Origin of the sequence: Sphingopyxis sp. BE259, from assembly GCF_031457495.1 — a bacterium.
GTDB lineage: Bacteria > Pseudomonadota > Alphaproteobacteria > Sphingomonadales > Sphingomonadaceae > Sphingopyxis.
Window position 1 is genome coordinate 3,629,079 of sequence record NZ_JAVDWM010000001.1, and the last position, 22,334, is coordinate 3,651,412.

The 22,334-nt window shown below is 66.2% G+C and carries 19 protein-coding genes; 8 read left to right on the top strand and 11 right to left on the bottom strand.

What is annotated here, in order from left to right; all coding sequences use genetic code 11:
- The first annotated feature begins 134 nt into the window (after nt 1-134).
- Both J2X44_RS17415 and J2X44_RS17420 read left to right on the top strand, forming a co-directional pair.
- Nucleotides 135-443, top strand: coding sequence for a hypothetical protein (locus tag J2X44_RS17415; RefSeq protein ID WP_310086955.1), 309 nt, complete (start codon nt 135-137; stop codon nt 441-443).
- 122 nt (nt 444-565) lie between these two features.
- Nucleotides 566-1,030, top strand: coding sequence for a glycine zipper 2TM domain-containing protein (locus J2X44_RS17420; RefSeq protein ID WP_310086957.1), 465 nt, complete (start codon nt 566-568; stop codon nt 1,028-1,030).
- 10 nt (nt 1,031-1,040) lie between these two features.
- Here J2X44_RS17420 and J2X44_RS17425 read toward each other — a convergent pair whose 3' ends face one another.
- On the bottom strand, nt 1,041-1,922 hold the full coding sequence (locus J2X44_RS17425; RefSeq protein WP_310086959.1) for an arylamine N-acetyltransferase: 882 nt from the start codon (nt 1,920-1,922) through the stop codon (nt 1,041-1,043).
- Nucleotides 1,923-2,148: 226 nt separating this feature from the next.
- On the opposite strand from J2X44_RS17425, the gene J2X44_RS17430 reads away from it, so the two are divergent.
- The gene (locus tag J2X44_RS17430; protein WP_310086961.1) at nt 2,149-2,757 is read left to right on the top strand and encodes a DUF6445 family protein; all 609 of its coding nucleotides are present in this window, start codon (nt 2,149-2,151) and stop codon (nt 2,755-2,757) included.
- On the opposite strand, the gene J2X44_RS17435 is transcribed toward J2X44_RS17430, so the two are convergent.
- The 9 genes from J2X44_RS17435 to J2X44_RS17475 all read right to left on the bottom strand — a co-directional run bounded on the left by J2X44_RS17435 (nt 2,754) and on the right by J2X44_RS17475 (nt 9,951).
- Complete coding sequence (locus J2X44_RS17435) at nt 2,754-3,182, bottom strand: OsmC family protein (RefSeq protein ID WP_310086962.1); 429 nt, start codon at nt 3,180-3,182, stop codon at nt 2,754-2,756. The genes J2X44_RS17430 and J2X44_RS17435 overlap by 4 nt on opposite strands.
- Before the next feature lie 143 nt (nt 3,183-3,325).
- Entirely contained in the window at nt 3,326-3,886 is a 561-nt protein-coding gene (locus J2X44_RS17440) for a hypothetical protein (protein WP_310086964.1), read from the bottom strand.
- 125 nt (nt 3,887-4,011) lie between these two features.
- Nucleotides 4,012-4,350: a DUF962 domain-containing protein gene (locus J2X44_RS17445; protein ID WP_310086966.1), complete on the bottom strand. Its 339-nt coding sequence runs from the start codon at nt 4,348-4,350 to the stop codon at nt 4,012-4,014.
- A gap of 42 nt (nt 4,351-4,392) precedes the next feature.
- Nucleotides 4,393-4,626, bottom strand: coding sequence for a hypothetical protein (locus J2X44_RS17450; protein ID WP_310086967.1), 234 nt, complete (start codon nt 4,624-4,626; stop codon nt 4,393-4,395).
- 58 nt (nt 4,627-4,684) lie between these two features.
- On the bottom strand, nt 4,685-5,140 hold the full coding sequence (locus tag J2X44_RS17455; RefSeq protein WP_310086968.1) for a YaiI/YqxD family protein: 456 nt from the start codon (nt 5,138-5,140) through the stop codon (nt 4,685-4,687).
- A 13-nt stretch (nt 5,141-5,153) separates the two neighbouring features.
- Nucleotides 5,154-5,285: a hypothetical protein gene (locus J2X44_RS17460; protein WP_310086969.1), complete on the bottom strand. Its 132-nt coding sequence runs from the start codon at nt 5,283-5,285 to the stop codon at nt 5,154-5,156.
- Nucleotides 5,286-5,363: 78 nt separating this feature from the next.
- On the bottom strand, nt 5,364-6,122 hold the full coding sequence (locus J2X44_RS17465) for a sulfite exporter TauE/SafE family protein (RefSeq protein ID WP_310086971.1): 759 nt from the start codon (nt 6,120-6,122) through the stop codon (nt 5,364-5,366).
- Entirely contained in the window at nt 6,119-6,832 is a 714-nt protein-coding gene (gene ung / locus J2X44_RS17470) for a uracil-DNA glycosylase (protein WP_310086972.1), read from the bottom strand. Before ung ends, J2X44_RS17465 begins: the two co-directional genes overlap by 4 nt.
- Nucleotides 6,833-6,873: 41 nt before the next feature.
- Nucleotides 6,874-9,951, bottom strand: coding sequence for a TonB-dependent receptor domain-containing protein (locus tag J2X44_RS17475; RefSeq protein ID WP_310086973.1), 3,078 nt, complete (start codon nt 9,949-9,951; stop codon nt 6,874-6,876).
- A gap of 183 nt (nt 9,952-10,134) precedes the next feature.
- Between J2X44_RS17475 and J2X44_RS17480 the strand changes: the two genes are divergently transcribed.
- The 5 genes from J2X44_RS17480 (at nt 10,135) to J2X44_RS17500 (ending at nt 20,899) form a co-directional block, all read left to right on the top strand.
- On the top strand, nt 10,135-10,467 hold the full coding sequence (locus J2X44_RS17480; protein ID WP_310086975.1) for a phosphoribosyl-ATP diphosphatase: 333 nt from the start codon (nt 10,135-10,137) through the stop codon (nt 10,465-10,467).
- A gap of 8 nt (nt 10,468-10,475) precedes the next feature.
- Complete coding sequence (locus J2X44_RS17485; protein ID WP_310086976.1) at nt 10,476-10,853, top strand: histidine triad nucleotide-binding protein; 378 nt, start codon at nt 10,476-10,478, stop codon at nt 10,851-10,853.
- Nucleotides 10,854-11,010: 157 nt separating this feature from the next.
- Entirely contained in the window at nt 11,011-16,851 is a 5,841-nt protein-coding gene (locus J2X44_RS17490) for an MG2 domain-containing protein (protein ID WP_310086978.1), read from the top strand.
- 359 nt (nt 16,852-17,210) lie between these two features.
- The gene (gene pbpC, locus J2X44_RS17495; protein ID WP_310086979.1) at nt 17,211-19,235 is read left to right on the top strand and encodes a penicillin-binding protein 1C; all 2,025 of its coding nucleotides are present in this window, start codon (nt 17,211-17,213) and stop codon (nt 19,233-19,235) included.
- 104 nt (nt 19,236-19,339) lie between these two features.
- On the top strand, nt 19,340-20,899 hold the full coding sequence (locus J2X44_RS17500) for an amino acid permease (protein WP_310086981.1): 1,560 nt from the start codon (nt 19,340-19,342) through the stop codon (nt 20,897-20,899).
- 68 nt (nt 20,900-20,967) lie between these two features.
- On the opposite strand, the gene J2X44_RS17505 is transcribed toward J2X44_RS17500, so the two are convergent.
- A complete protein-coding gene (locus J2X44_RS17505; protein ID WP_310086983.1) occupies nt 20,968-22,212 on the bottom strand; it encodes a multidrug effflux MFS transporter in 1,245 nt (414 codons plus the stop codon).
- Between the last annotated feature and the right edge of the window lie 122 nt (nt 22,213-22,334).

Consider the following 22,334-nt stretch of genomic DNA (forward strand, 5'->3'; position numbering starts at 1 on the left):
TTGCCCACTTCCGCTCCGTCTCGTCGCCGTCCCTGTCCCCCCGTCTGCCCCCCCACCCGATGCCACCGCCACCGTATCGCCAATGGGCTGAACTTTCCTGAACTTTGGCCCAGACCCATCCCCAAAGGCACGCCATGTCGCACCCCTCGAACATCGTCCATTGCACCGGCCCCGCCGATCCGCATGCGCTCGACGGCATTTCGCCGCGCCACCGGACCGGTGATCTTGACCAGCGGTGCCCGGTGTGCAGCGGCCACGGCCAGTGGAACAGCCAGATCGACCTGATCAGTCACCGGTCGATCCGCGTCCCCTGTCCCAAATGCGACGGGCGCGGGTGGATCGAGACCGGGGCCGACATGGTGCCCAGCCACGACATCACGTTGTCGCCCACCGGCCAGCCGATGTGGACGGTGCGGCTCGACCCATCCGACGATATCGAATAATCGCCGCGCCGCGCCGCGGCGGAACTCCTCGCTCTCTCAGGACTTTACCTCATGTGTGGGGCAACAACAAAGCATGCCCACGCCCGCTTGGCCCGGCACGCGACCTGAATGGAGTGATGTCGATGAACAAGCTGATGATCCTGCCGCTTGCCGCGGCGACCGCGTTGGCCGGCTGCGCCGGTACTTATGGCGGTATCGGTGGCGGCGCCAGCGCCTATGACGACGGCGGCTACGGCTATTATGACCCGGGCTATTACAGCCAATATGGCAATTATGATTATGACCGTCCCGATCCGCGCTACGGCGGCTATTATGCCGATCAATATTATCGCTCCGACCGCCGTTATCGCGAACGCCGCCTGTCGTCGAACGACCGGGTGTATCGCGGCCGCGACAATAAATATTATTGCCGCCGCAACGACGGATCGACCGGGCTGATCGTCGGCGGCATCGCGGGCGGCATCGCCGGCAACGTCATCGCTCCCGGTGGATCGGAAACGCTGGGCACGATTCTGGGCGCAGTCGGCGGCGCGGTCGCCGGGCGCGCTATCGAACGCAGCGGCAATAACGACGTGCGTTGCCGCTGAGGCCGCTGGGCTAGCCGCCGATCTCCACTGTCGCGGCGCGCTCGATCGCGGCGCGCCAGTGGGGCCGCACCAGCAGCCCGAACAGCTCCGGCAGCGTCCGTTCGATTTCGTCCGCGGTCAGGTAGCGCCGGTCGGACCGCCCGTCGGCCAGCCGCACCGTCAACCGGTTGTCTCGCAGCGCATAGCGCGCTTGCGGAGTCGTGCGCGCCGTGATCAACTCGTGGCGGAAATGCGAATCGGGATGCGCCGACGTGTACCAATTGCCGACAACGCAATCGATCGGCAGCGCCGGACCATCGTCGAGCCGGTACAGCGGCTGCCAGGTTTCGCCGACCTCGGCCGCCACTTCCCAGCCAAAACCGTTGCGCAGCACGCGATAGCGTTCGTGGACCGTCGGCTGCGGCGCTTCGCTGTCCATGGCCAGCGGCTGCGGCGGCACCGCGGCACCGAACCCGACGTCGGCCAGCCACGGCCGCCCGTCCAGCGTGACCAGCACCACCATATGGGTGCGCGGCGTCGCGGCGGCGTCGGCGGGCAGCATCCAGCGCACCCGGCCCAACATCGCCTCGGCCTCGAACCCGATGGCCTGCAATATGCGCAGGAACAGGCCATTCTGTTCGAAACAATAACCGCCGCGCCGCTGGCCGATCAGCTTGGCCTCGACGGCGTCGGCGCCAATGTCGATCCCGGCGCCGGTCAACACGTCGATCGCTTCGAACGGGATCGCCGCTATATGCGCCGCCTGCAACGCGGTGAGCACGTCCAGCGTCGGCGTCAACGGACCGCGATAGCCAATCCGGGCCAGATAGCGTGTCAACAACGGCGGCGCCCCGGACAGCGCGGCCTCGCCATCAACGGCGTTCGAAATTGGGGCAGCAGGGTAGTGCAACATCGGCAAAGACTCCGTTCGCGAATCATCTGCCGATGCTTATGAAAGCTCCACCACGGTTGAGGTCAAGCGACGAAAGACGCGGCGCGTTCCGCTTGGCGACCCCGCCTTGTCGAAACGACTGATCGCCTTTAGGGCCGGTGCAGGCGAGCACGGCGGCGTGGGCCGCCGCGGTTGGTGACAGGAATTAACACATGACGGCGATCGCCCGGACCACCTTTTCCCGCCGATGACGCCCGCGTTCGCCATGATCGATGATTTCGCCGCCGACCCCCTGGAACTGCGGCGGCAGGCGCTGGCGCTCGGTTATGATGCCCGCGACCAGAACGCCAATTATCCCGGTATCGTGTCGGCGCGGACACTGCCGATCAAGGGGCTCGACGACTATGTCTCGCGTATCGTCGGTACCCCCGTCGTCGGCGCCCCGGGCACCCTGCATGGCCATTGCCGCCTGACTCTGAAGGGCGATCGCGGGCGCAGCGGAGTCCATATCGACCCCGCCTTCTACTCGGGCATCCTCTATCTCAGCCTGCCCGAACATTGCCGCGGCGGCACCGATTTCTATCGCCACCGCCGCACCGGGCTCGACCGCGTTCCGACGACGCGCGACGGTATCGTCGCTGCCGGATATGACGACATCAACCAGCTGGTCGACGACGTCGTCAACCGCGACACCGCCCGCCCCGCGCGCTGGGAAAAGAGCTTTACCGCGCCGATGCGTTGCAACCGGCTGATCCTGTTCAGCCCGTGGATGTTTCACAACAGCGCGGCGGGTTTCGGCACCACCCCCGCCGACGGGCGGCTCGTCTATCTGATGTTCTTCGCTGCGGCAGCTTAATTTTCCAGGCTGTGCTCAAGCGTGATTTCGCAATCGAGCAGCTTTGACACCGGGCAGTTCATTTCGGCTTCCTTGGCGATCCGGGCAAACTCGTCGGCGTCGATCCCCGGCACCTTGGCGACCAACGTCAGCGCCGACTTGCTGATCTCGAAGCCGCCCTCGACGACATCGAGCGTCACCGCGGCGGTCGTCTCCAGCGTATCGCCGGCATATCCGGCGCGTGCGAGGCCGAACGACAGCGCCATCGTGAAACACGCCGCGTGCGCCGCCGCGATCAGTTCTTCTGGGTTGGTCCCCGGCACCCCCTCGAACCGGGTCCCGAACCCATAGGGCTGCTGGTCGAGAACCCCCGACTTGGTCGTGATCGACCCCTTGCCCTCCTTGCCGAAGCCTTCGTAACGGGCGGACGCGCGATTGATGGTCATGGGAATGTCTCCTTGGCAGAATGGACGGGGCCACCGATCGGGCGGGACTCGGACCCGCACGTCGGGTGCCCGGCAATCTACCGCGCGCGGCCGCGCGCTGTCACACCCTTTCATCGACGAAACGGCGGCGACGTTGCCGCCCCCTACGGCGCGATCTTCTTGACCAGCCCCGCCGCGACATCCTTTGCCGTTGCATCGGGGGCGCTGCCGACGGTCAGGATAACGAACCGGCTATCGTCGAGAAAGACATTCATCTGGTTGATCCCCGGGACGAAGAACGCTGCCTTGCCCAGCCCCGCGACATCTTCGATCTTCTTGTCCGAAAAGGCCGCCATCGTTTTCTCGGTCGTCTCGCGCGTCTGCTTGATCGCCGCGTCATTGTTGTCGGCAATCGGCGATCGGCGCGCCATCAGCGTCGCGCGACTGCCGCCCGCGAGCATATAAGTGCATTCGGACGTCGCGGCATTACTGCCCTCGGCCTTGGTGACAAAGGCCAGGCTGGTTTCGGTGACCGTGTCGCCCAGCGCCGCACCGACCGCCGCCTTGTCGAGCAACGCGCAGGCATCGCTGGCATCCCAGTCGCTGACCGCCGCCACGTTGCTTTCGCCATCGTCGGCCGCGCCATCGACCGCCCCGCCGCCGCACGCGCCCAGCAACAAAGCGCCCATTCCGACCACGATCGCACCGCTTACATTCCGTCGCATAAGATTCTCCCCGCCATCGGCATTGATCCGGTGCGACCCGCGATCACGATGGGCGCAAAGCGCCGTGATCGCAAGATAAGGCCTGCTTCAAAGGGACATAAGCAGCGACACGCGGCGACAAGCGGTCAGCGCCGCCGCGGCACCCCAGCGCGATCGAGCTCGGCGCCCAGTCGACCGGTCAGCCACAGCCCCCACATCTTGAAATCGGCGGCCAGGCTCCACAACGGATAGGTAAAGGTCGCCGGGCGGTTCTTCTCGACCCCGAAATGCGCCGCCCACGCAAAGGCATAGCCCGCAAGCGGCAAAGCAATCAGCCACGCCCACCGCCCGCTCAGCACCGCGACGACTGCGATCAGTACGACCAGGCTGGTCCCGACATAATGCAGCGCCCGCGTCGACGCCTTGCTATGCTCGCGCAGGTAAAAGGGCCAGAATTCGGCGAATGTCGTGTATTGGCGCGGCATGATGATCGGCTTTCGCTGGATTGATGGCGGCGCGCGCGGCGCTTATTCGCTACGGTGGACGATCACGTCCCAATGTTCCTCGACCAGCGCGCATCGTTTCGCTTCTTCCGCCTTGAACTTCGCCAGATCGGGGAACAGCCGCGCGCCCACCGCCTCGGCTGCGGCATCATAGCCGGTGCCATTACCCACCCCGTCCTCAGCGCCGCGATAGGTGATGGCCACCGGCGCAGCATCCGGTGCGGCAGCGACCAAAAACCAGGGCAACAGGACCAGCATGGCGCGTCCTTTCATTCCGGCCAAACTCTAAGCGCGACCCATGGGAAGCACAAGCGCCCTAGCCCCGCTTCAACCGCACCAACGCACTGTCGAGCGCCTGCAGGAATTGCGACCGGTCGGCTTTTGAAAAGGGCCGCGGACCGCCGATCTGATCGCCCCCGGCGCGCAGATCGGCCATGATCGCGCGCGTCGCGATCGCCGGGCCGATCGACGCCATGGTGAACGGCTTGCCGTTCGGGCCCAGCACCGTCGCCCCCGCCTTCAGCGCCCGGTCGGCGAGCAAGATATCGGCGGTGATTACGATGCTCTGCACATTCGCCGCTTCGGCGATCCAGTCGTCGGCGGCATCAAAGCCGTCGGAAACGACAATGCGCTCGATCAGCGGGTGATCGGGGACGCGCAACCGGCTGTTGCTCACCACCTTCACCGCGGCCTCGTGCCGCCACGCAACGCGGTAAATCTCGTCCTTCACCGGGCAGGCGTCGGCATCGACCAATATCGTCGGGGCAGGCATGGCGGCGGCGCAGTTACTTCTTCATATTGTCGAGGCCGGCAACCACCCCGACCTTGGTCGACGGATTGCTGGCGTTCGTCTTTTTGGGCTTTTCAGCCTTGGGCTTGCGGACTTCGCGGTTCGTCTTCTTCTGGCCTTTGGCCATGGTCAATACCTTGAAAGGGAGCGGACGCCTTTGCCCGTCGCCGCGCAGCCTACGCGCTTTGCCGCCGCAAGTCGCCCTTTAACCCACCAGTCCGTCCCACATCAGCTTGGCGCCGAGCAGGATCATCAGCGCATAGATGATGACATAGAAACGCGCGCCATCGATCCGTCTCAGCCAGCGCACCGTGAGCAGCGTCGAACCGATCGCGAGCGGCATCAGCAGCGCCGCGGCGACCAGCACCTCGTGCGGAAAGGCGCCGAGCGCAACATAGGCGGGCACCTTGATCCAGTTGATCGCCGCAAACAGCACCGAACTGGTGCCGACGAACACCAGATGCGGCAGGCGGCGGGGTGTCACCCACATCTGGAACGGCGGGCCGCCCGCGTGTGCAATCTGGCTGGTGAAACCGGTGGCGACCCCGAACAGGCTGCCGACCCAGCCGGGCGATGTCGATGCCGCGACCGCTCGCCCGCCGCGTTCGACCCACAGCCGGTACACCCCGAACGCCAGCGTGATCGCGCCCAGCGCCGCCATCAGCTTCGCCTCGTCGACCTGATCGGCTAAAAAATAGCCCGCCACGATGCCCAGCGCGGCGCCCGGCAGCATCCAGCCGATGATCCACCCATCCCAGGTCTTGCGAAACGACCACACGCTGACGACGTCCTGCACGATCAGGATCGGCAGCAGCAGCGCGGCAGCCAGCGTCGGCGGCAACACCAGCGCGACGATTGGCGTCGCCAGCGCGCCGACCCCCGACAATCCGCCCTTAGCCAGCCCGAGCAAGATCACCGCCAGCGCCAGCACGGCGAGCGTCAGCGGGTCGCTCAGCAGGCTCATCCGGCCGCGACGTCGGGGTGTTCGGGCAGGCGCCAATCAATCGCCCCGCGGCCGTGGGTTTCGAGGAAGGCATTGGCTTGGCTGAACGGCCGCGATCCGAAAAAGCCGTTGTGCGCCGACAGCGGCGAGGGATGCGGCGCGCGCAGGATCAGGTGCGGGCTGGCCGCGCTCAGCCCCGCGACATGCGCCGCCTTCTTTTGCGCGTGACTGCCCCACAGGATGAACACCTTGGGCGCCGGATCGGCAGCAACCGCGGCGACCACCGCATCGGTAAACTGCTCCCACCCGCGCTTCTGATGTGACGCCGCCTGTCCCGCCTCGACCGTCAGGCAATTGTTGAGCAGCAGCACGCCTTGGTCCGCCCAATGTTTGAGGTACCCGTGCGACGCCCGCGCAATGCCCAAATCGCTCTGCATTTCCTTGTAGATATTGACCAGGCTCGGCGGCACCCGCACCCCCGGCTGGACCGAAAAACACAGCCCATGCGCCTGCCCCGGCCCATGGTACGGATCCTGCCCCAAGATGACGACACGCACATCCTGCGGCGGGGTCGCATCAAGCGCCGCAAACCAGTCGCGCGGCCGCGGATAGATGGTCTTGCCCTGGTCGCGCTCGGCGCCCAGAAACGCCTTCAACGCCGCCATATAGGGCTGCTGGAATTCGCCGCCGATCGCCGCGAACCAATCGGGATGCAGTTTGACGTCAGCCATGGCTGGCGCTTCACCAGAGCGGCGCGGGCTTGTCCAGAGGCTTACAGGCTGCCGCGCACGCTCAGAAAAAACCGCCGCCCCAGATAATCATATTGCGTCCCGAACGCGGGTGCCTGCCCGATCACCGGCGGGGTCGCGGTGACGACGGTCGAGACGCGCGGCGGGGGCGTATCGAACAGGTTCGCGACACCCAGCGTGATACGGAAGCGATCCGCCACGTCGCGGCTGACCGACAAGCTATGATAGAAGGTCGCCGGAACACTGACATCGGGACAAAAGCGCCCGCCGGGACGGAATCCGGAGGTGCGGCACGGATCGCCGCCTTGCGCCGTCAGCAGGTCCGCCTGGTTCGATGCGGCGCCGGTAACGTCGAGCCCGTAAAACAGCGTCCAGCCATCCTTCATCCAGCCCAGATTGAAGTCACCGACCCATTTCGGGTTGCCGATCTTGCCATTGTCATCGACCGTGGTGCCGGGAAACAGCGCCACCTTGTCTTCGACTTGCCAGGTCATCTGCGCCCGAAACGCCAGCGCGCCGAGGGTGCCGAGATCCTGATCGAGCGCCAGCGACAGGTCGACACCGCGGTTCCGCTGGCGGCTGATATTGACATAGCGATCGGTGACCGCCGCGACGCTCTGGGCATCGGGTCCGGCCGCCGTGCGTGTGAAAAGACCGCAAAGCGGTTCATCCGTGACGTCCGATGCGTAACAGCCGCGCAAGATATTGCCCGCCCCGAGCAGGGTGATCGCGTCCTTCACCTCGATATCGAAATAATCGACCGCGAGCCGGGCCTTGAGCCCGCCCCACAGCATCCCCGAGAAGTCAGGGGTCAGGATCACCGACACTGTTTTCGCGGTCGAGGTTTCGGGCTTGAGCTGGCCGATGCCGCCCCCCGACGCGATTATCGCCGGGCCGACGCCGCCCGCAAAGGTTGGACCGATGCCGTCGGCGGCGCAATTGTCGAATGTCCGCTGGCTGATCGCGCCTGCCGCTAGCCGTGCCGCCGTCTGGATGCAGGGATCGATATCCTGCTGCCCCAGAAAGCCCGTTTGGTTTTCGAGGAACAGTTCGAACAGCGCCGGGGCGCGGAACGACGTGCCCCAGGTTCCGCGGAAGCGCAGCCAGTCGGTGACCGCCCAGTCGGCGCCGACCTTCCATGTCGTGTCGCTGAAACTGTCCTGCACCCCGTCGCGGCGCGTCGCCTCGACATGGGTATAGCGCGCCGCGCCCGACAAGGTCAGCCGCTCGATCAGCGGCATGTCCGCAAGCAGCGGCACTTCGACCTCACCAAAAACTTCCTTAGACACGGTGCGCCCCGCGGTGATGCCCGATGTGGTGAAATTGGCGACATTGCCCGCCAGCGTCGCTTCGCCCGGTGTGTCCTTGATCTCGTCGCGCCGGATATTGGCGCCGAACGCCGCGCCGAACGGACCGGCTGGCAGAGTGAACAACTTGCCGGTCAACAGCGCCTCGGCCGACGTCTGCTTGAACAGCGTGCGGCCGGTTTCGCGTCCGGTCAGGAAGGCACGCTCGGCCGGCGTAAAGTCGCCGCGCAGCACGCGCGGGTCGGTAAAATCGATGTCGATGCATGGCACGCCGCGCACCGCCGTCTCCGTCCCGGCGCACGAGCGGGTGCGCAAGGCCTGCGACGCGAGTGCGTCCTGATAGGTCACATCCTGCGTGTAACTGGCGTCCGAGCGGCTGTGCTGGCCATGGACATCCCATTTCCAACCGCCGCCCATTTCGCCGCGCAACCCCAGCACGCCACGATAATAGTCGACGTCAGCACGGCTTTCGGACTTCACCAGCACCCGCGGGCGCAGGATGAGGTTGCCGCCGAATTCGCCGTTGAACGGATCGCCGATGTCGAATGGATCGCAATTGTTCGCCGCCGGATTGCACAGGAAAAAGGGCAGCATCGATGCGCCGGTAAACTGCTCCAGCGTCAGCACCTGAAAGCTGTTGTTCCGCGATTGGCGGTTGCTAAACAATGCCTCGCCATAAAGCGTCAGGCCGTCGGTCAGGTCATATGCGCCCTCGGCAAAGGCGCTGATCCGGCTCACTCCCGAAAACACGTCCATATCCTGCTCGACCGGCTCGAACTGATTGAGCGCGCCGGCCGATGGGCCGTCAAAATTGACCCCCAAGAAATCATCGGGGCCGAACACGCCGATCGGGTTATAGGCATTGATCGGGATACCGACCCCCGCAAATTCGGGGCCATATTGCCCGGCAAAGACCGCCTGCCCGTTCGGCGCGATCAGCCCGGGGCCAAAGGTTGGAAAGCCGTCCGGATCGACCCCCGAAAAATCGCCGAAGACGATCGCATTGCCCACAGTGCTGCTGCACGCCGGTCGCCCGGTGCGGAAATCGACGATGTCGGCGCGGCTGCCATCGGCTTCGCGCTTCAGATATTCCTCGGGGCAGAACAGGAAACCGCGATCGCGGCGGGTCAGGCTTTGTTGGCGAAAGGCATCGACGGTCGCAAAGATATGCCCGCGGTCGAACGTCTTGCCGAAACTCGCGTCGGCGCCATAGCTTTCGCCGCCACCATGCTGCGTGATCGACGAAAAGCCGCCGACCTCAAACCCGTTCAGATCGTTGCGGGTTAGGATGTTGATGACCCCGGCGACCGCGTCCGACCCGTAGATCGACGACGCGCCGGTCTTGAGCACTTGGGCCTCTCCCGCCACCGACAGCGGCAGGACATTGAGGTCGAAGGGCGCAACCGACCCGCGGATTCCCGCCGGACCCGCACGCCGACCATTGATCAGCACAAGGGTGCGCTCGGCGCCAAGGCCGCGCAGCGACACCGTCTGCACGTCATTGCCGCCATTGGCGACGATCCGGTTCGACAGCGCCGAGGTGATCTGGATCGAGCCCTGCGCCGCGGGCGCCGATTGCAGGATGTCGGCCAATTGGACCTGCCCCTGCAATTTCGCCGCCGCGACGTCGATGATCTGGATCGGGTCGGCGCTGGTAAATTCGCTTTTCGCGATCCGCGATCCGGTAACGACGATGTCGTCCTCGCCGGTTTGCGCCGCGGCGGGCGCCGCGATCAAGGTGATGACCGAGGCCGTGGCGGCCAGAAACACCTGAGGGCGGGTGCCTGATTTCATGATATTTTTTCCGAACATGACAGTTGATCTCGCCCCCCCGGCGGGGAAAAAATACCGTAATCCGCGTTTCGATATGGTTACCGACCGCTAAAATTTTGCGGCTGCGTCCTTCGCGCCACACCCCGTCCCGGCTTGTCGCCGCGCCGCCGCGCCGCTAGTCACGCTCGCAAAGGGAGCGCGCGGATGAGCAAGGCAATGGGTGAAGCGCTGGGGCGGCTCGAGGCGGTGATCCACGACCGGCTCGCCGCGGGCGAAGCCGAAGCCTCCTACGTCGCCAGCCTCGCCGCCAGGGGCCGCGGCAAGATCGCGCAGAAACTGGGCGAGGAAGCGGTCGAAGCGGTGATCGCCGCGGTCAGCGAGGATGACCCCGCGCTGATCGGCGAAGCAAGCGACCTCGTCTTCCACCTTTCGATCCTGCTCGCCGAGCGCGGTATCGCGTGGGACGCCATCGCCGCCGAACTCGCTCGCCGCCACGGCACCTCGGGCCACACCGAAAAAGCCAGCCGCCAGTCCTAGGAGCCCCCATGCCGATCGACGCCACCCAGCCCTATGACGACAGCAATATCTTCGCGCGCATCCTGCGCGGCGAGCTGCCGTCGAAGACCGTCTATGACGACGACTACGCGCTCGCCTTCCACGACATCAACCCGCAGGCGCCGCTGCATATCCTTGTGATCCCCAAGGGCGCCTATGTGAGCTGGGACGATTTTTCAGCGCGTGCCAGCGACGCCGAAATCGCCGGTTTCGTTCGCGCCGTCGGGCAGGTCGCGCGCGATCAAGGGCTCGTCGCCCCCGGCTATCGCCTGCTGGCCAACACCGGGCTCGACAGCCATCAGGAAGTCCCGCACCTCCACGTCCATATCTTTGCGGGGCAAAAGCTGGGGCCGATGCTCGCGCGATAAACATCCTTCGCGGGGGCGACGAATAACGCTGTCTATGACCGCCGTCACAGCCGTTTCCCGAAACGCGGCTAAGCGTTCCCGGTGCGCGGCGACGGGTGGACAGCAGCCCCTGTTTCCAGCAGGATAGAGGCGCGGGTCAAGGCGGGGAGACGGTGCGATGAAAACGGGATGGCGCGGGATGGCGGCACGCTTTGCGGGCAAGGCAAAACTCGCACTGATCCTGCCGCTCAGCCTCGCGATGGCGGCCACCGCCGCCGACACCGTCCCGCAGGTCACGCTCGCCACCCCGGGCAGTTCGGGCACCGGCGACGGCACGATCACCCGCTTCACCCTGCGCTTTTCCGAAGACATGGTGCCGCTCGGCGATCCGCGCGCCGCCGCCCCCGCGACCAACGACTGCAAATTGCCCGCGACCGGTCGCTGGGTCGATACCCGCACCTGGGTGCTCGAATTCGACAAGCCGCTGCCCGGCGGGCTGCGCTGCCATGTCGAGCTGAAGAATGGCCTCAAGACCGCGCGCGGCATCACCGTCGCCGGCAACGAACGCTTCGCGCTCGACACCGGCGGTCCGTCGGCGCGCGCGATCCTCGCGGGCGGGATTTACGACGGGATCGAGGAGGAGCAGATCTTCCTCGTCGCCACCAACGTCGCCGCCGACCGCTCCTCGGTCGGGCGCTTCGGCTATTGCGCGGTCGATGGCATCGGCGAAAAGATCCCGCTCGACGTCCTGCCGCGCACCACCGCGACCGAGATATTGACCGGGCTCGGTGACGCCAACTGGTCGCGCCAGTCGTTCACCTATGACGCCGGGCTGCCGCTGCGCCTGCCCGCGGCGGGCGCCGACCGCGAGGCAGCGCTCGACCGCGTCGTGCCAGTCAAATGCCGCCGCCCGCTACCCCCCGGCCGCGAGATGGCGGTGGTGTGGGACGCGCGCATTTCGCAAGCAGGCGTCCCCGGCCGCACCGCCGGGCGCGATCAGCGCTTCGATTTCGACGTCCGCCCCGCCTTCACCGCCAAAATGTCGTGCCGCCGCGTCAATCCGCAAGCGGGCTGCAACCCGGTTCAGGACGTCACGCTCAGCTTCGCCTCGCCGGTCGCGCGCGACACCGCGCTCGCCGCGACGCTGACCACCGCCGACGGCAAGCGCCTCACCCCCAAAGTCGACGATGATGACAAGAATGATGCGTATCTCACCAGCGTCCGCTTCACCGGCCCGCTGCCGCAGAATGTCGACGCGACGCTGACCTTGCCCGCCGATGTCACCGACCAGAGCGGTCGCAAGCTGCAGAACCAGTCGAACTTCCCGCTGAAATTCCACATCGACCGCGCCCCGCCGCTGGTCAAATTCGCCGCCGAATTCGGCATCCTCGAAGCGAACGAGGGCGGTGTCCTGCCCGTCAACGTGCGCGGCGTCGAAGGAACGATGGTCAGCAAGAACCTCAAGATGCCCGCCACCGCGCTCAAGGTCGGCGACGATGATGCCGCGATCGCGCGCTGGCTGAAACGCGTCGATGACGCCGACGATACCGATTATCGCGACGAAAAGGACCGCACCGGCAAAGACATCCGGGTCAACTACACCGGCAGCAAATCGGTGTTCGCCGATGCCCCCGCGGGCGGCGAGCGCCGCGACCTGCAACTGACCCCGCCCGGCGGCGGTAAGGAATTCGAAGTCGTCGGCATACCCCTGTCGGAAAAGGGCTTCCACGTCGTCGAAATCGCCAGCCCCGAACTCGGCGCCGCGCTGCTCGGGCGCAAGGCGACGCGCTATGTCGCGACCGCGGCGCTCGTCACCAATATGGCGGTGCATTTCAAATGGGGCCGTGAGGGCTCGCTCGCCTGGGTCACCGCGCTCGACACGGGTCTCCCCGTCGGCGGCGCCGAAATCCGCGTCACCGACAGCTGCACCGGCCGCCTCCTCGCGCGCGGCACCGCGGACAAGGCCGGGCGCCTTGCCTTTGCGGGCGGGCTGCCCCAGCCCGAAACCTATTCGAGCTGCGAAGATACGCCCGACCCGACCAAGAGCGAGGGCCATGCGCTGATGGTCAGCGCCCGGTCAGGCGATGATTTCAGCTTCACGCTGACCGATTGGGGCAGCGGCATCCGCCCCTATGATTTCGACCTCCCCTATGGCTGGTCGGAGCGCGAGGATATTCTCCACACCGTCTTCGACCGTTCGCTCGTCAAGGCGGGCGAGACCGTCCACATGAAGCATATCCTGCGCCGCCCGGTCGGCACCGGCTTCATGACGCCGCAGCCGCTCGCGGGCAAACTCCGCCTCGTCCACCGCGGCTCCGACACCGAATTCGAGATGCCCTTCGCCATCGCCGCCACCGGCAGCGGCGACAGCGTGTGGAACGTCCCCGCCTCGGCCCCGATGGGCGATTATGAACTCGTCTTCGTGACGAAGGACAAGGATGGCGAGGACAAGACGATCTGGTCGAACCAGTCGGTCAAGGTCGACGAATATCGCCTGCCGACGATGAAGGCCGCGGTCACCGGGCCGAAAACGGCGCTCGTCCGCCCCGCCGCGGTGCCGCTGTCGCTGTTCGTCGGCTATCTGTCGGGCGGCCCCGCCCCCAACATTCCCGTCGAGCTGCGCACCAATTTCCGTTCGAGCTGGTCGCCGCCCGAAGATTACCGCGACTGGGATTTCGACGGCCAGCCGGTCAAGGAAGGGGTGATCCAGCTCGACGACAGCGGCGACGAACCCGCCGCCGAGTTGCCGCTGGCGCGCTCGGTACCGCTCAAACTCGACGCCAACGGCGCCGCGACCGCCAGTGTGACGGTAGACCAGCCGATCACCGAACCGACGGTGATGGCGGCCGAAATGGATTATGAGGACGCCAATGGCGAAACTTTGACCTCCAGCCGCCGCATCACGCTGTACCCGTCCGCCGTCCGCCTCGGGCTCAAGACCGACGGCTGGCTGATGCGCGACAATGACCTCAAGCTCAATTTCATCGCGCTCGACCTCGACGGCAAGCCGATCGCGGGCCAGCGCGTCCAAGTCGCGCTCTATAACCGCGAGATCATCACCGCGCGGCGCCGCTTGATCGGCGGCTTCTATGCCTATGACAACCAGATGCGGACGACGAAGCTCGCCGCCAGCTGCTCCGCGACCACCGACCGGCTCGGCCGCGCGCGCTGCGCGATGGCGCCGGGCATTTCGGGCGAGGTGACCGTGGTCGCGACGACGCTCGACGCCGACGGCAACGAAGCCCGCGCCGTCCGCTCGGTCTGGCTCGCGGGCGACAATGAATGGTGGTTCGGCGGCGACAATGGCGACCGTATGGACGTAATCGCCGAAAAGCCGCGCTACGCCGCAGGCGACACCGCCAGCTTCCAGGTCCGTATGCCGTTCCGCGAAGCGACCGCGCTCGTCACCGTCGAACGCGAGGGCGTGCTCTCCAGCTTCGTCGTCCCGCTCAAGGGCACCAACCCCGTCGTCAAGGTCAAGCTGCCCGCGACCTATGCCCCCGACGTCTATGTCTCGGTGATGGCGGTGCGTGGGCGCGTGACCGGCGATGAAAGCTGGTTCCGCAAGATGAAGCGCGCGGTCGGCTTCAAGATCGAGAATAGCGAAGGTGCCCCGCCGACCGCCTTGGTTGATCTGGCCAAGCCCGCCTACCGCATGGGTATCGCGCGGATCAAGGTCGGCTGGGAAGGCCACCAGCTCGGCGTCAAGGTGAAGGCCGACAAGGAAAAATATGCGGTCCGCGAAACCGCGAAGGTCAGCATCGAGGTCAAGACCCCGGGCGGCAAGGCGCCCAAAAACGCCGACGTCGCCTTCGCCGCCGTCGACGAAGCCTTGCTCCAGCTCGCCCCCAACCAAAGCTGGGAAGTGATCGAGGCGATGATGGGCGAACGCACCCTCGACGTCCTAACCTCGACCGCGCAGATGCAGGTCGTCGGCAAGCGGCACTATGGCCGCAAGGCGCTCGAACCCGGCGGCGGTGGCGGCGGTGACCTGTCGGGGCTGACCCGCGAGGATTTCCGCCCCGTCCTGCTGTGGAAGGGCAATGTCCCGCTCGATAGCAAGGGCCGCGCCACGGTCGATGTGCCGCTCAGCGACAATCTCTCGGGCTTCCGCCTCGTCGCGATCGCCACCGACGGATCGCAATATTTCGGCACCGGCGAAACCACCGTCCGCACCGTCCAGGATCTCGGCATCTTTGCCGGAATGCCCGAACTCGTCCGCACCGGCGACACCTATGATGCGCGCTTCACGCTGCGCAACGGCACCGATCAGGCGATGGAGGTCACCGCGACCCCGACGCTGTCGCCCGCCGTCGCGAACGCGCCGCCACTCACCGTCACCATTCCCGCGGGCGGCGCGGTGCCGATCAGCTGGTCGATGACGGCGCCCGAACAGACCGGCCCGATCGAATGGACGGTCGAGGCGGTCGCCAAGGGCGGCAAGCAGCGCGACCGGCTGGTGTTCCAGCAGATGGTCGATCCCGCGGTGCCGGTCGAAACCTGGGCCGCCAGCCTGTTCCGCGTCGGCCCCGCCACGACGCTGCCGATCGCGATCCCGGCAGGCGCGTTGCCCGGCGGTTATGTCGACGTCGCGCTCGCCGGGACGCTCGCGCCGCCCTTGTCGGGGGTGCGCGACTATATGGCTGCCTATCCCTACACCTGCTTCGAACAATCGACCTCGCGCGCCATCGCGCTTGGTGATCTCGGCCGCTGGCAGGCGCTGGCCGAAGCCATGCCGACCTACCTCGATAGCGACGGGTTGCTGCGCTACTGGCCGAACGAGCGGATGGAAGGCTCGATCGAGCTCACCGCCTATGTGCTGAGCATCACCGCGGCGAACGGTCACGCGATTCCCGAGGCGTCGAAGGCGAAAATGGTGGGGGCGTTGCAGGCGGTGGTCGAGGGACGGCTGACCCGAAAAGGTTACGGCCCCTGGGACATCCGCCCCGTCCGCATCGCGGCCTTGGCTGCGCTCGCCCGCAACAATGCTGCCAGCCCGCAACTGGTCGCCGCGATCGACGTCGCGCCGATTGATATGGCGACCGGCACCCTCGCCGACTGGCTGGTAGCGATCGAAAAGACGCCGGGGGTCCGCAATGCTCCTTCGCTGCGCACCGCAGCCGAAGCCGAGCTGCGCAAGCGCCTTGTTTACGAAGGCACCCGCCTCGATCTTGTCGACGATGCCAAGGCGCCGTGGTGGATGATGACCAGCGGCGACGAAATGGCAATCAAGGCGCTTGAAGCCGTGCTTGGCCGCAAAGGCTGGGAGGATGACTCGGGCAAGCTGATGGTCGGCGTCGCGCAGCGCCAGCGCAAGGGTCATTGGGACACCACCCCTGCCAACGCGTGGGGCGCGGTCACCGTCCGCCGCTTCGCCGCCCTCTACCCAGCGAGTGCGATCACCGGGGTCACCAACATTAGCCTCGCGAGCGCCACCGCTTCGCAAAACTGGCCGCTGCCCGCCGAAGCGCCCTCGGCGCTGCGCGTCGCGCTGAACGCGGCAACGATGGGCCTGAAGCATGACGGCAACGGCGCGCCTTGGGCGACGGTCAGCGTCAAGGCGGCGGTGCCGCTCAAGGAGCCGCTCAACGCTGGCTACCGGATCAAGCGCTCGGTCAGCATCGTCAAGGCCGCGAACAAGGACCGCTTGACCCGCGGCGACGTGATCAAGGTGCGGATCGAGGTCGTCGCGGCCGCGGGCCGGACGTGGGTTGTGATCAACGATCCGATCGCTCCCGGCGCGACGATCGTCGGCAACCTCGGCGGCCAGTCCGAAATGCTCGCCGATCAGGCCAGCGGATCGGGCGCGCAGCCAAGCTACGTCGAACGCGGCCGCGACAGCTGGCGCGGCTATTTCGGCTGGATGCCCGCGGGCACCCACGCGGTCGAATATGTCGTGCGCCTCAACGGCTCGGGCCGCTTCAACCTGCCGCAGACGCGGGTCGAGGCGATGTATTCGCCCGCGATCCGCGGCCAGTGGCCGAATGCGCCGATGACGGTGGCGAGTGTGGGGTCGTGATGGAACACTCGCCTTCCCTCTCTCCGTTCGTGTCGAGCGAAGTCGAGACACCCCGAAGGCGCGCGCCATCCCCATGGGCATCTCGACTTCGCTCGATGCGAACGGGGAACGAAAAGGGGAACATCCAAGACCTCGTCACCCTGAACTTGTTTCAGGGTTCATGGCCTGCCCTGTCTTTCGGCGCTGCGCCGAACGAGAACACAGGCCATGGATGCTGAAACAAGTTCAGCATGACGGAAGAAAGAAAAGCAGGGGCTAGAGCGCCCCGTAAAAGCCGCTGGCCCCACATCCTCGCCTGGCTCGCGCTCACCGCGCTCATCCTCGCCACCATCGCCCACCTCGCCACCCGCCCACCCCCCATGCCGACCTACGCCGCCGTCCGCGCCGACTGGCAGCCCAGCGAAGCCTGGCTCTACGACCGCGACGGACAGCTGCTGGACAGCGAGCGCGTCAATTTCGAACGCCGCCGCCTCGCCTGGGTACCGCTGAACGCCATCAGCCCCGCCGTCCGCAAGGCCGTCGTGCAAAGCGAAGACCGCCGCTTCTGGTCGCACGGCGGGGTCGACTGGCTCGCGGTCGCCAGCGCGATTCGGTCGCGCTGGACGGGAGACCGCTCACGCGGCGCCTCGACACTGCCGATGCAGCTCGCGGCCTTCCTCGACCCGAGCCTCGCCCAGCCGGGCAAGCGCGACTGGCGCACCAAACTCCGCCAGATGCGCGCCGCGCAAGCACTCGCCGCAACCTGGTCGCATGCGCAAATGCTCGAAGCCTATTTCAACCTCGTCCCGCTGCGCGGCGAAGCGCAGGGCATCGGCGCCGGGTCGCGCGCCTTGTTCGGCAAGCGCCCCGCCGACATGACCCGCACCGACGCCGCGCTCTTCGCGGGCCTGCTCCCCAATCCGACCGCAGGCGCCGAAGCCCTCGGCCGCCGCGCCTGCCGTGTCGCCCAAACCAAAGATTGCACCGCGATCCGCGCCGCCGCCGCGACCCTCGTCTCGGGCGAACATGCCGCGCGCTTCGACCCCGCGCTCGCCCCCCACCTCGCCGTCCGCCTGCTCGACAAGCCCGGCAAGCGCGTCACCACCACGATCGACCGCCGGATCCAGACCGCCGCGATCGTCGCGCTTCGTCGTCAGCTTGCCGGGCTTGGTTCGGACCGTGTCCGCGACGGCGCGGTCGTCGTGCTTGACAATGCGACTGGCGAAGTGCTCGCCTATGTCGGCGGGGTCGGTTTGCAATCGACCGCCGCCTCGGTCGACGGCGCCAATGCGCGGCGGCAGGCGGGATCGACGCTCAAGCCGCATCTCTATGCGCAGGTGATCGAACATGGCTGGCTCACCGCCGCCTCGATCCTCGACGACAGCCCAGTCCAGCTCGACACCGCCTCGGGCCTCTATGTCCCGAAAAACTACGACCACAGCTTCAAGGGGCCGGTCAGCGTCCGCCACGCGCTCGCCTCGTCGCTCAATGTCCCCGCCGTCCGCGCTCTCGTCATCGACGACGTTCAGCAGTTCCGCGACCGCCTGTGGGCGCTCGGCTATCACGGCCTGGTCGAGGACGGCGAATATTACGGCTTTTCCCTCGCGCTCGGTTCAGCCGAAGTGTCGTTAGTCGAACAGGCCAACGCCTTTCGCACCTTTGCGAATCTCGGGCGCTGGTCGCCGGTCCATTTCACGCCGGGAGACCGGGCCGGCGAGCCGCAGCAGATCGTCAATCCCGCCGCCGCCTTCATCGTCGGCGACATCCTCGCCGACGCCTCGGCCCGCGCCGACGCCTTCGGCGCCGACAGCGCACTCCGCCTCCCGTTCTGGGCCGCCGCCAAGACCGGCACCTCGAAAGGGATGCGCGACAATTGGTGTATCGGCTGGTCCGACCGCTTCACCGTCGCGGTCTGGGTCGGCAATCTCGAGGGCGATTCGATGCGCGCCGTGTCGGGCACCTCGGGCGCCGCGCCGATCTGGCGCGACGTCATGCTTGCGCTCCACGCCGGAAATCCGGGCAAGCCGCCGAAAATGCCCTCGGGCGTCGAGGCGCGCCAGATCACCCTGTCCGGCACCCGCGAACCGCCGCGCCGCGAATATTTCCTGACCGGCACCGCGCAAACCGAAATGGCCGCAGCGCCGCAAGCCGCCCGCCGCCCGCGCATCACCAGCCCGGTCAGCGGAAGCGTCTATGCGCTCGACCCCGACATCCCGATCGATCGCCAGCGCCTCGCGGTCACCGTCAGCGGTGCGGTGACTGGCTACCGCCTGATCCTCGACAAGAAACCGCTCGGCGATGCCGATGCAGGCCAGCAGATCCTGCCGCGCCCGGGAAGCCATATACTCGCCCTCGTCGATCCCGGGGGGCGGATGATCGACCGGGTGCGCTTCACAGTGCGATAAAGCGCCTGTCATGGTCCTGAAATTATGTTGCGCTGGCGCGCGGAGCGGTTAGTCTGCGGCGCCAGGAGACGGACGGCAGTTCAGCCGCCACAAGGGGATCATTCATGCTACTTGACCGGGTAAAACCGTTAGCCGCCATTCTGGCGACAGCCGAGAAGAAGTCGCTTCACCGCACCTTGGGTGCCTTTCAGCTGACGCTGTTCGGCATCGGCTGCGTCATCGGCACCGGCATTTTCGTGCTGACCGCCGCGGGCGCGCAGAAGGCCGGTCCGGGCCTGATGCTGGCCTTTGCGATCGCCGGCCTGATCTGCATCCTCGCCGCGCTCTGCTATGCCGAAATCGCCGCGATGATCCCCGTCGCTGGTTCCGCCTATACCTACACCTATGCGACGATGGGCGAGGTGCTCGCCTGGACCGTCGGATGGGCGCTCGTTCTCGAATATGCCGTCGCCGCGTCGGCGGTGTCGGTCGGGTGGTCCGGCTATCTCAACGGCTTGTTACTCGAATTTTTCGGCTTTCAGTTCCCCGCCGCCCTCGCGGGTGCGCCGTTGGCACTGGGCGGTATCGAGGGTGGTATCATCAACTTGCCCGCCGTGATCATCGCGCTGCTCGTCACTTGGCTGCTGATGATCGGCACCACCGAAAGCGCGCGCGTCAACGCCATTCTGGTGGCGATCAAGGTGACCGCGCTCACCGCCTTCATCGTGCTGACCCTGCCCAGCGAGGCGTTTTCGACCGATAAATTCAATCCCTTCCTGCCCGCCGGCATCTTCGGCGGTTTCGGTTCGGGCCTCGGCGCAGTGGGCGCAGCAGCGACCATTTTCTTCGCCTATGTCGGCTTTGACGCGGTTTCGACTGCGGCAGAGGAAACCAAAAATCCGCAGCGCAACGTGCCGATCGGCCTGATCGGGTCGCTGCTGTTCTGTACCGTCTTTTACATCCTCGTCGCTGCTGGCGCCGTCGGCACGATCGGCGGCCAGCCCATCATGGGCCCGAATGGCGTGCCCTTCCCGGCCGGTTCGGAAGAACTGGCGCGGCAGTGCGCGACCTTTGCCGCCAACGAACTGCCGCTGGTCTGCTCGAATGAGGCGCTGGCGCATGTGCTGCGCCAGATCGGCTGGTCGGGGGTCGGCAACATGCTCGGCATCGCCGCCTTTGTCGCGCTGCCTTCGGTCATCCTGATCCTGCTGTTCGGCCAGACCCGCGTCGCTTTCGTGATGAGCCGCGACGGCCTGCTCCCCGAATCGTGGAGCAAGGTGCATCCCAAGTGGAAAACCCCGCATGTCATCACGGCGATCACCGGCGTTGTCGTGGCGTTCGCCGCTGCGTTTCTGCCGGTAGGCAAGCTCGCCGACATCGCCAATGCGGGGACGCTCTATGCGTTCATGATGGTCGCCATCGCGGTGATGATCCTGCGCAAGACCGCCGCGGACACACCGCGCGCGTTCCGGACGCCGGCGCTGTGGCTGATCGGCCCGCTGACGGTCGCAGGCACGGTGTTCCTGTTCCTCAACCTGCCCTATGAAGCGATGATCGTGCTGCCGGTCTGGGCCCTGATCGGCCTGGTCTTCTACTTCCTCTACAGCCGGAGCCGCAGCCATCTTGGCCGCGGGATCGTCGAGGTGCATGAGGATGATCTGGAGCCGCACACGCCGATCAACTGACGAAAAAAAGCCGCAACCGAAAAGGGGCCGTCGCAGCAACCAGCTGCGGCGGCCCTTTCTTGTTTGGCTCAATAGGGGGTTTTGGGGGCGGTGCCCGGCCGGGTGAACAGCTTGCCGCGCTCGGCCCAGAACACCAGCGCCAACCCGATGGCCGCACTGATCAGAAACGCATAAGCGAGCGGCAGCGTCGTGCCGTCATATTGCTGGCCGATCAGCGCGCCGACGACCGCCGCCAGCAACGTCTTGGCAAAGCTCTGATACGACGAGGCGACCCCGGCCATATGGCCGAAATCTTCCATCGCGATCGATCCGAAATTGCTGCCGATAAAACCGATCAGGCCGATATTGACCATCATCAACGCGGTGAACATCCACAGCGTCTCGGCGCCGCTCAGCGCTGCGACGATCTGAGCGATCGAGCTTGCCATGAACGCGAACACCGCGGTCTGCGACACCCGCCGCGCCCCGAACCGCTCGACGATCGCCGCGTTCGAGAAATTGGCGATCGCGATCCCCACCGCGACGCAGGCAAAGATCAGCGGAAACAGCGCCTGCGCGCCGAACACTTCGGCGATGATCTGCTCGCTGCTGTTCAAATAGCCATAAAGCGCGCCCTGCATCATCCCCGACGCGATCATATAGCCCGCGGCGCGGCGATGCCGCGTCACCGTTGCCCAGCCGCTGACCATCGTCCGCCAGTCGAGCGGGCGGACATCGGCGGGGTCGAGCGTTTCGGGCAGGCGGCGGAGCCACGCGATCATCACCAACCCCATCACCGCCAGGACGATGAAGATCGCGCGCCAGCCGGCCAGCGCGGCAACCCCGGCCCCGATCGTCGGCGCGATGATCGGCACGATCATGAACACCAGAAAAATCAGCGACAGCCGCTTTGCCATCGCATCGCCCGCGAACAGGTCGCGGATCACCGCCACGACAATCACCCCCAGCGCCGCGCTGACCAGCCCATGGCCAAAGCGCAGCGCCAGCAGCATCGGGAAGCTCGTCGCCAGCCCGCAGCCAATCGCAAACACGACATAGGCGAACAGCGCCGGAACCAGCACGCCCTTGCGCCCGAAGCGGTCGGCCAGCGGGCCATAGAGCAACGAGCCAAAGCCGATGCCGAGCAGGTAGATCGAAATGACATATTGGCGGTCGTTGGCGACCAGCACGCCCAGTCCTTTGCCGATCGCGGGCAGCGCCGGCAGCATCGCGTCGATGGCCAGCGCGTTGAGCGCCATCGCCATCGCCATCATGACCACCATTTCGCGATCGCCGGGCATGCTCCGCTGCGGGGTTTGGGCCGGTTTGTGCATTGCAGCAGCCTATGCGCCCATGACAGAGCTTTGGATACCCCTTGGACACCGAAAAGCTATGCAAGAGCAAGCTGTGCGGTTCAGCAGGCAGGTCGATTGGCGGGAGCCGACAAACCGCGGAC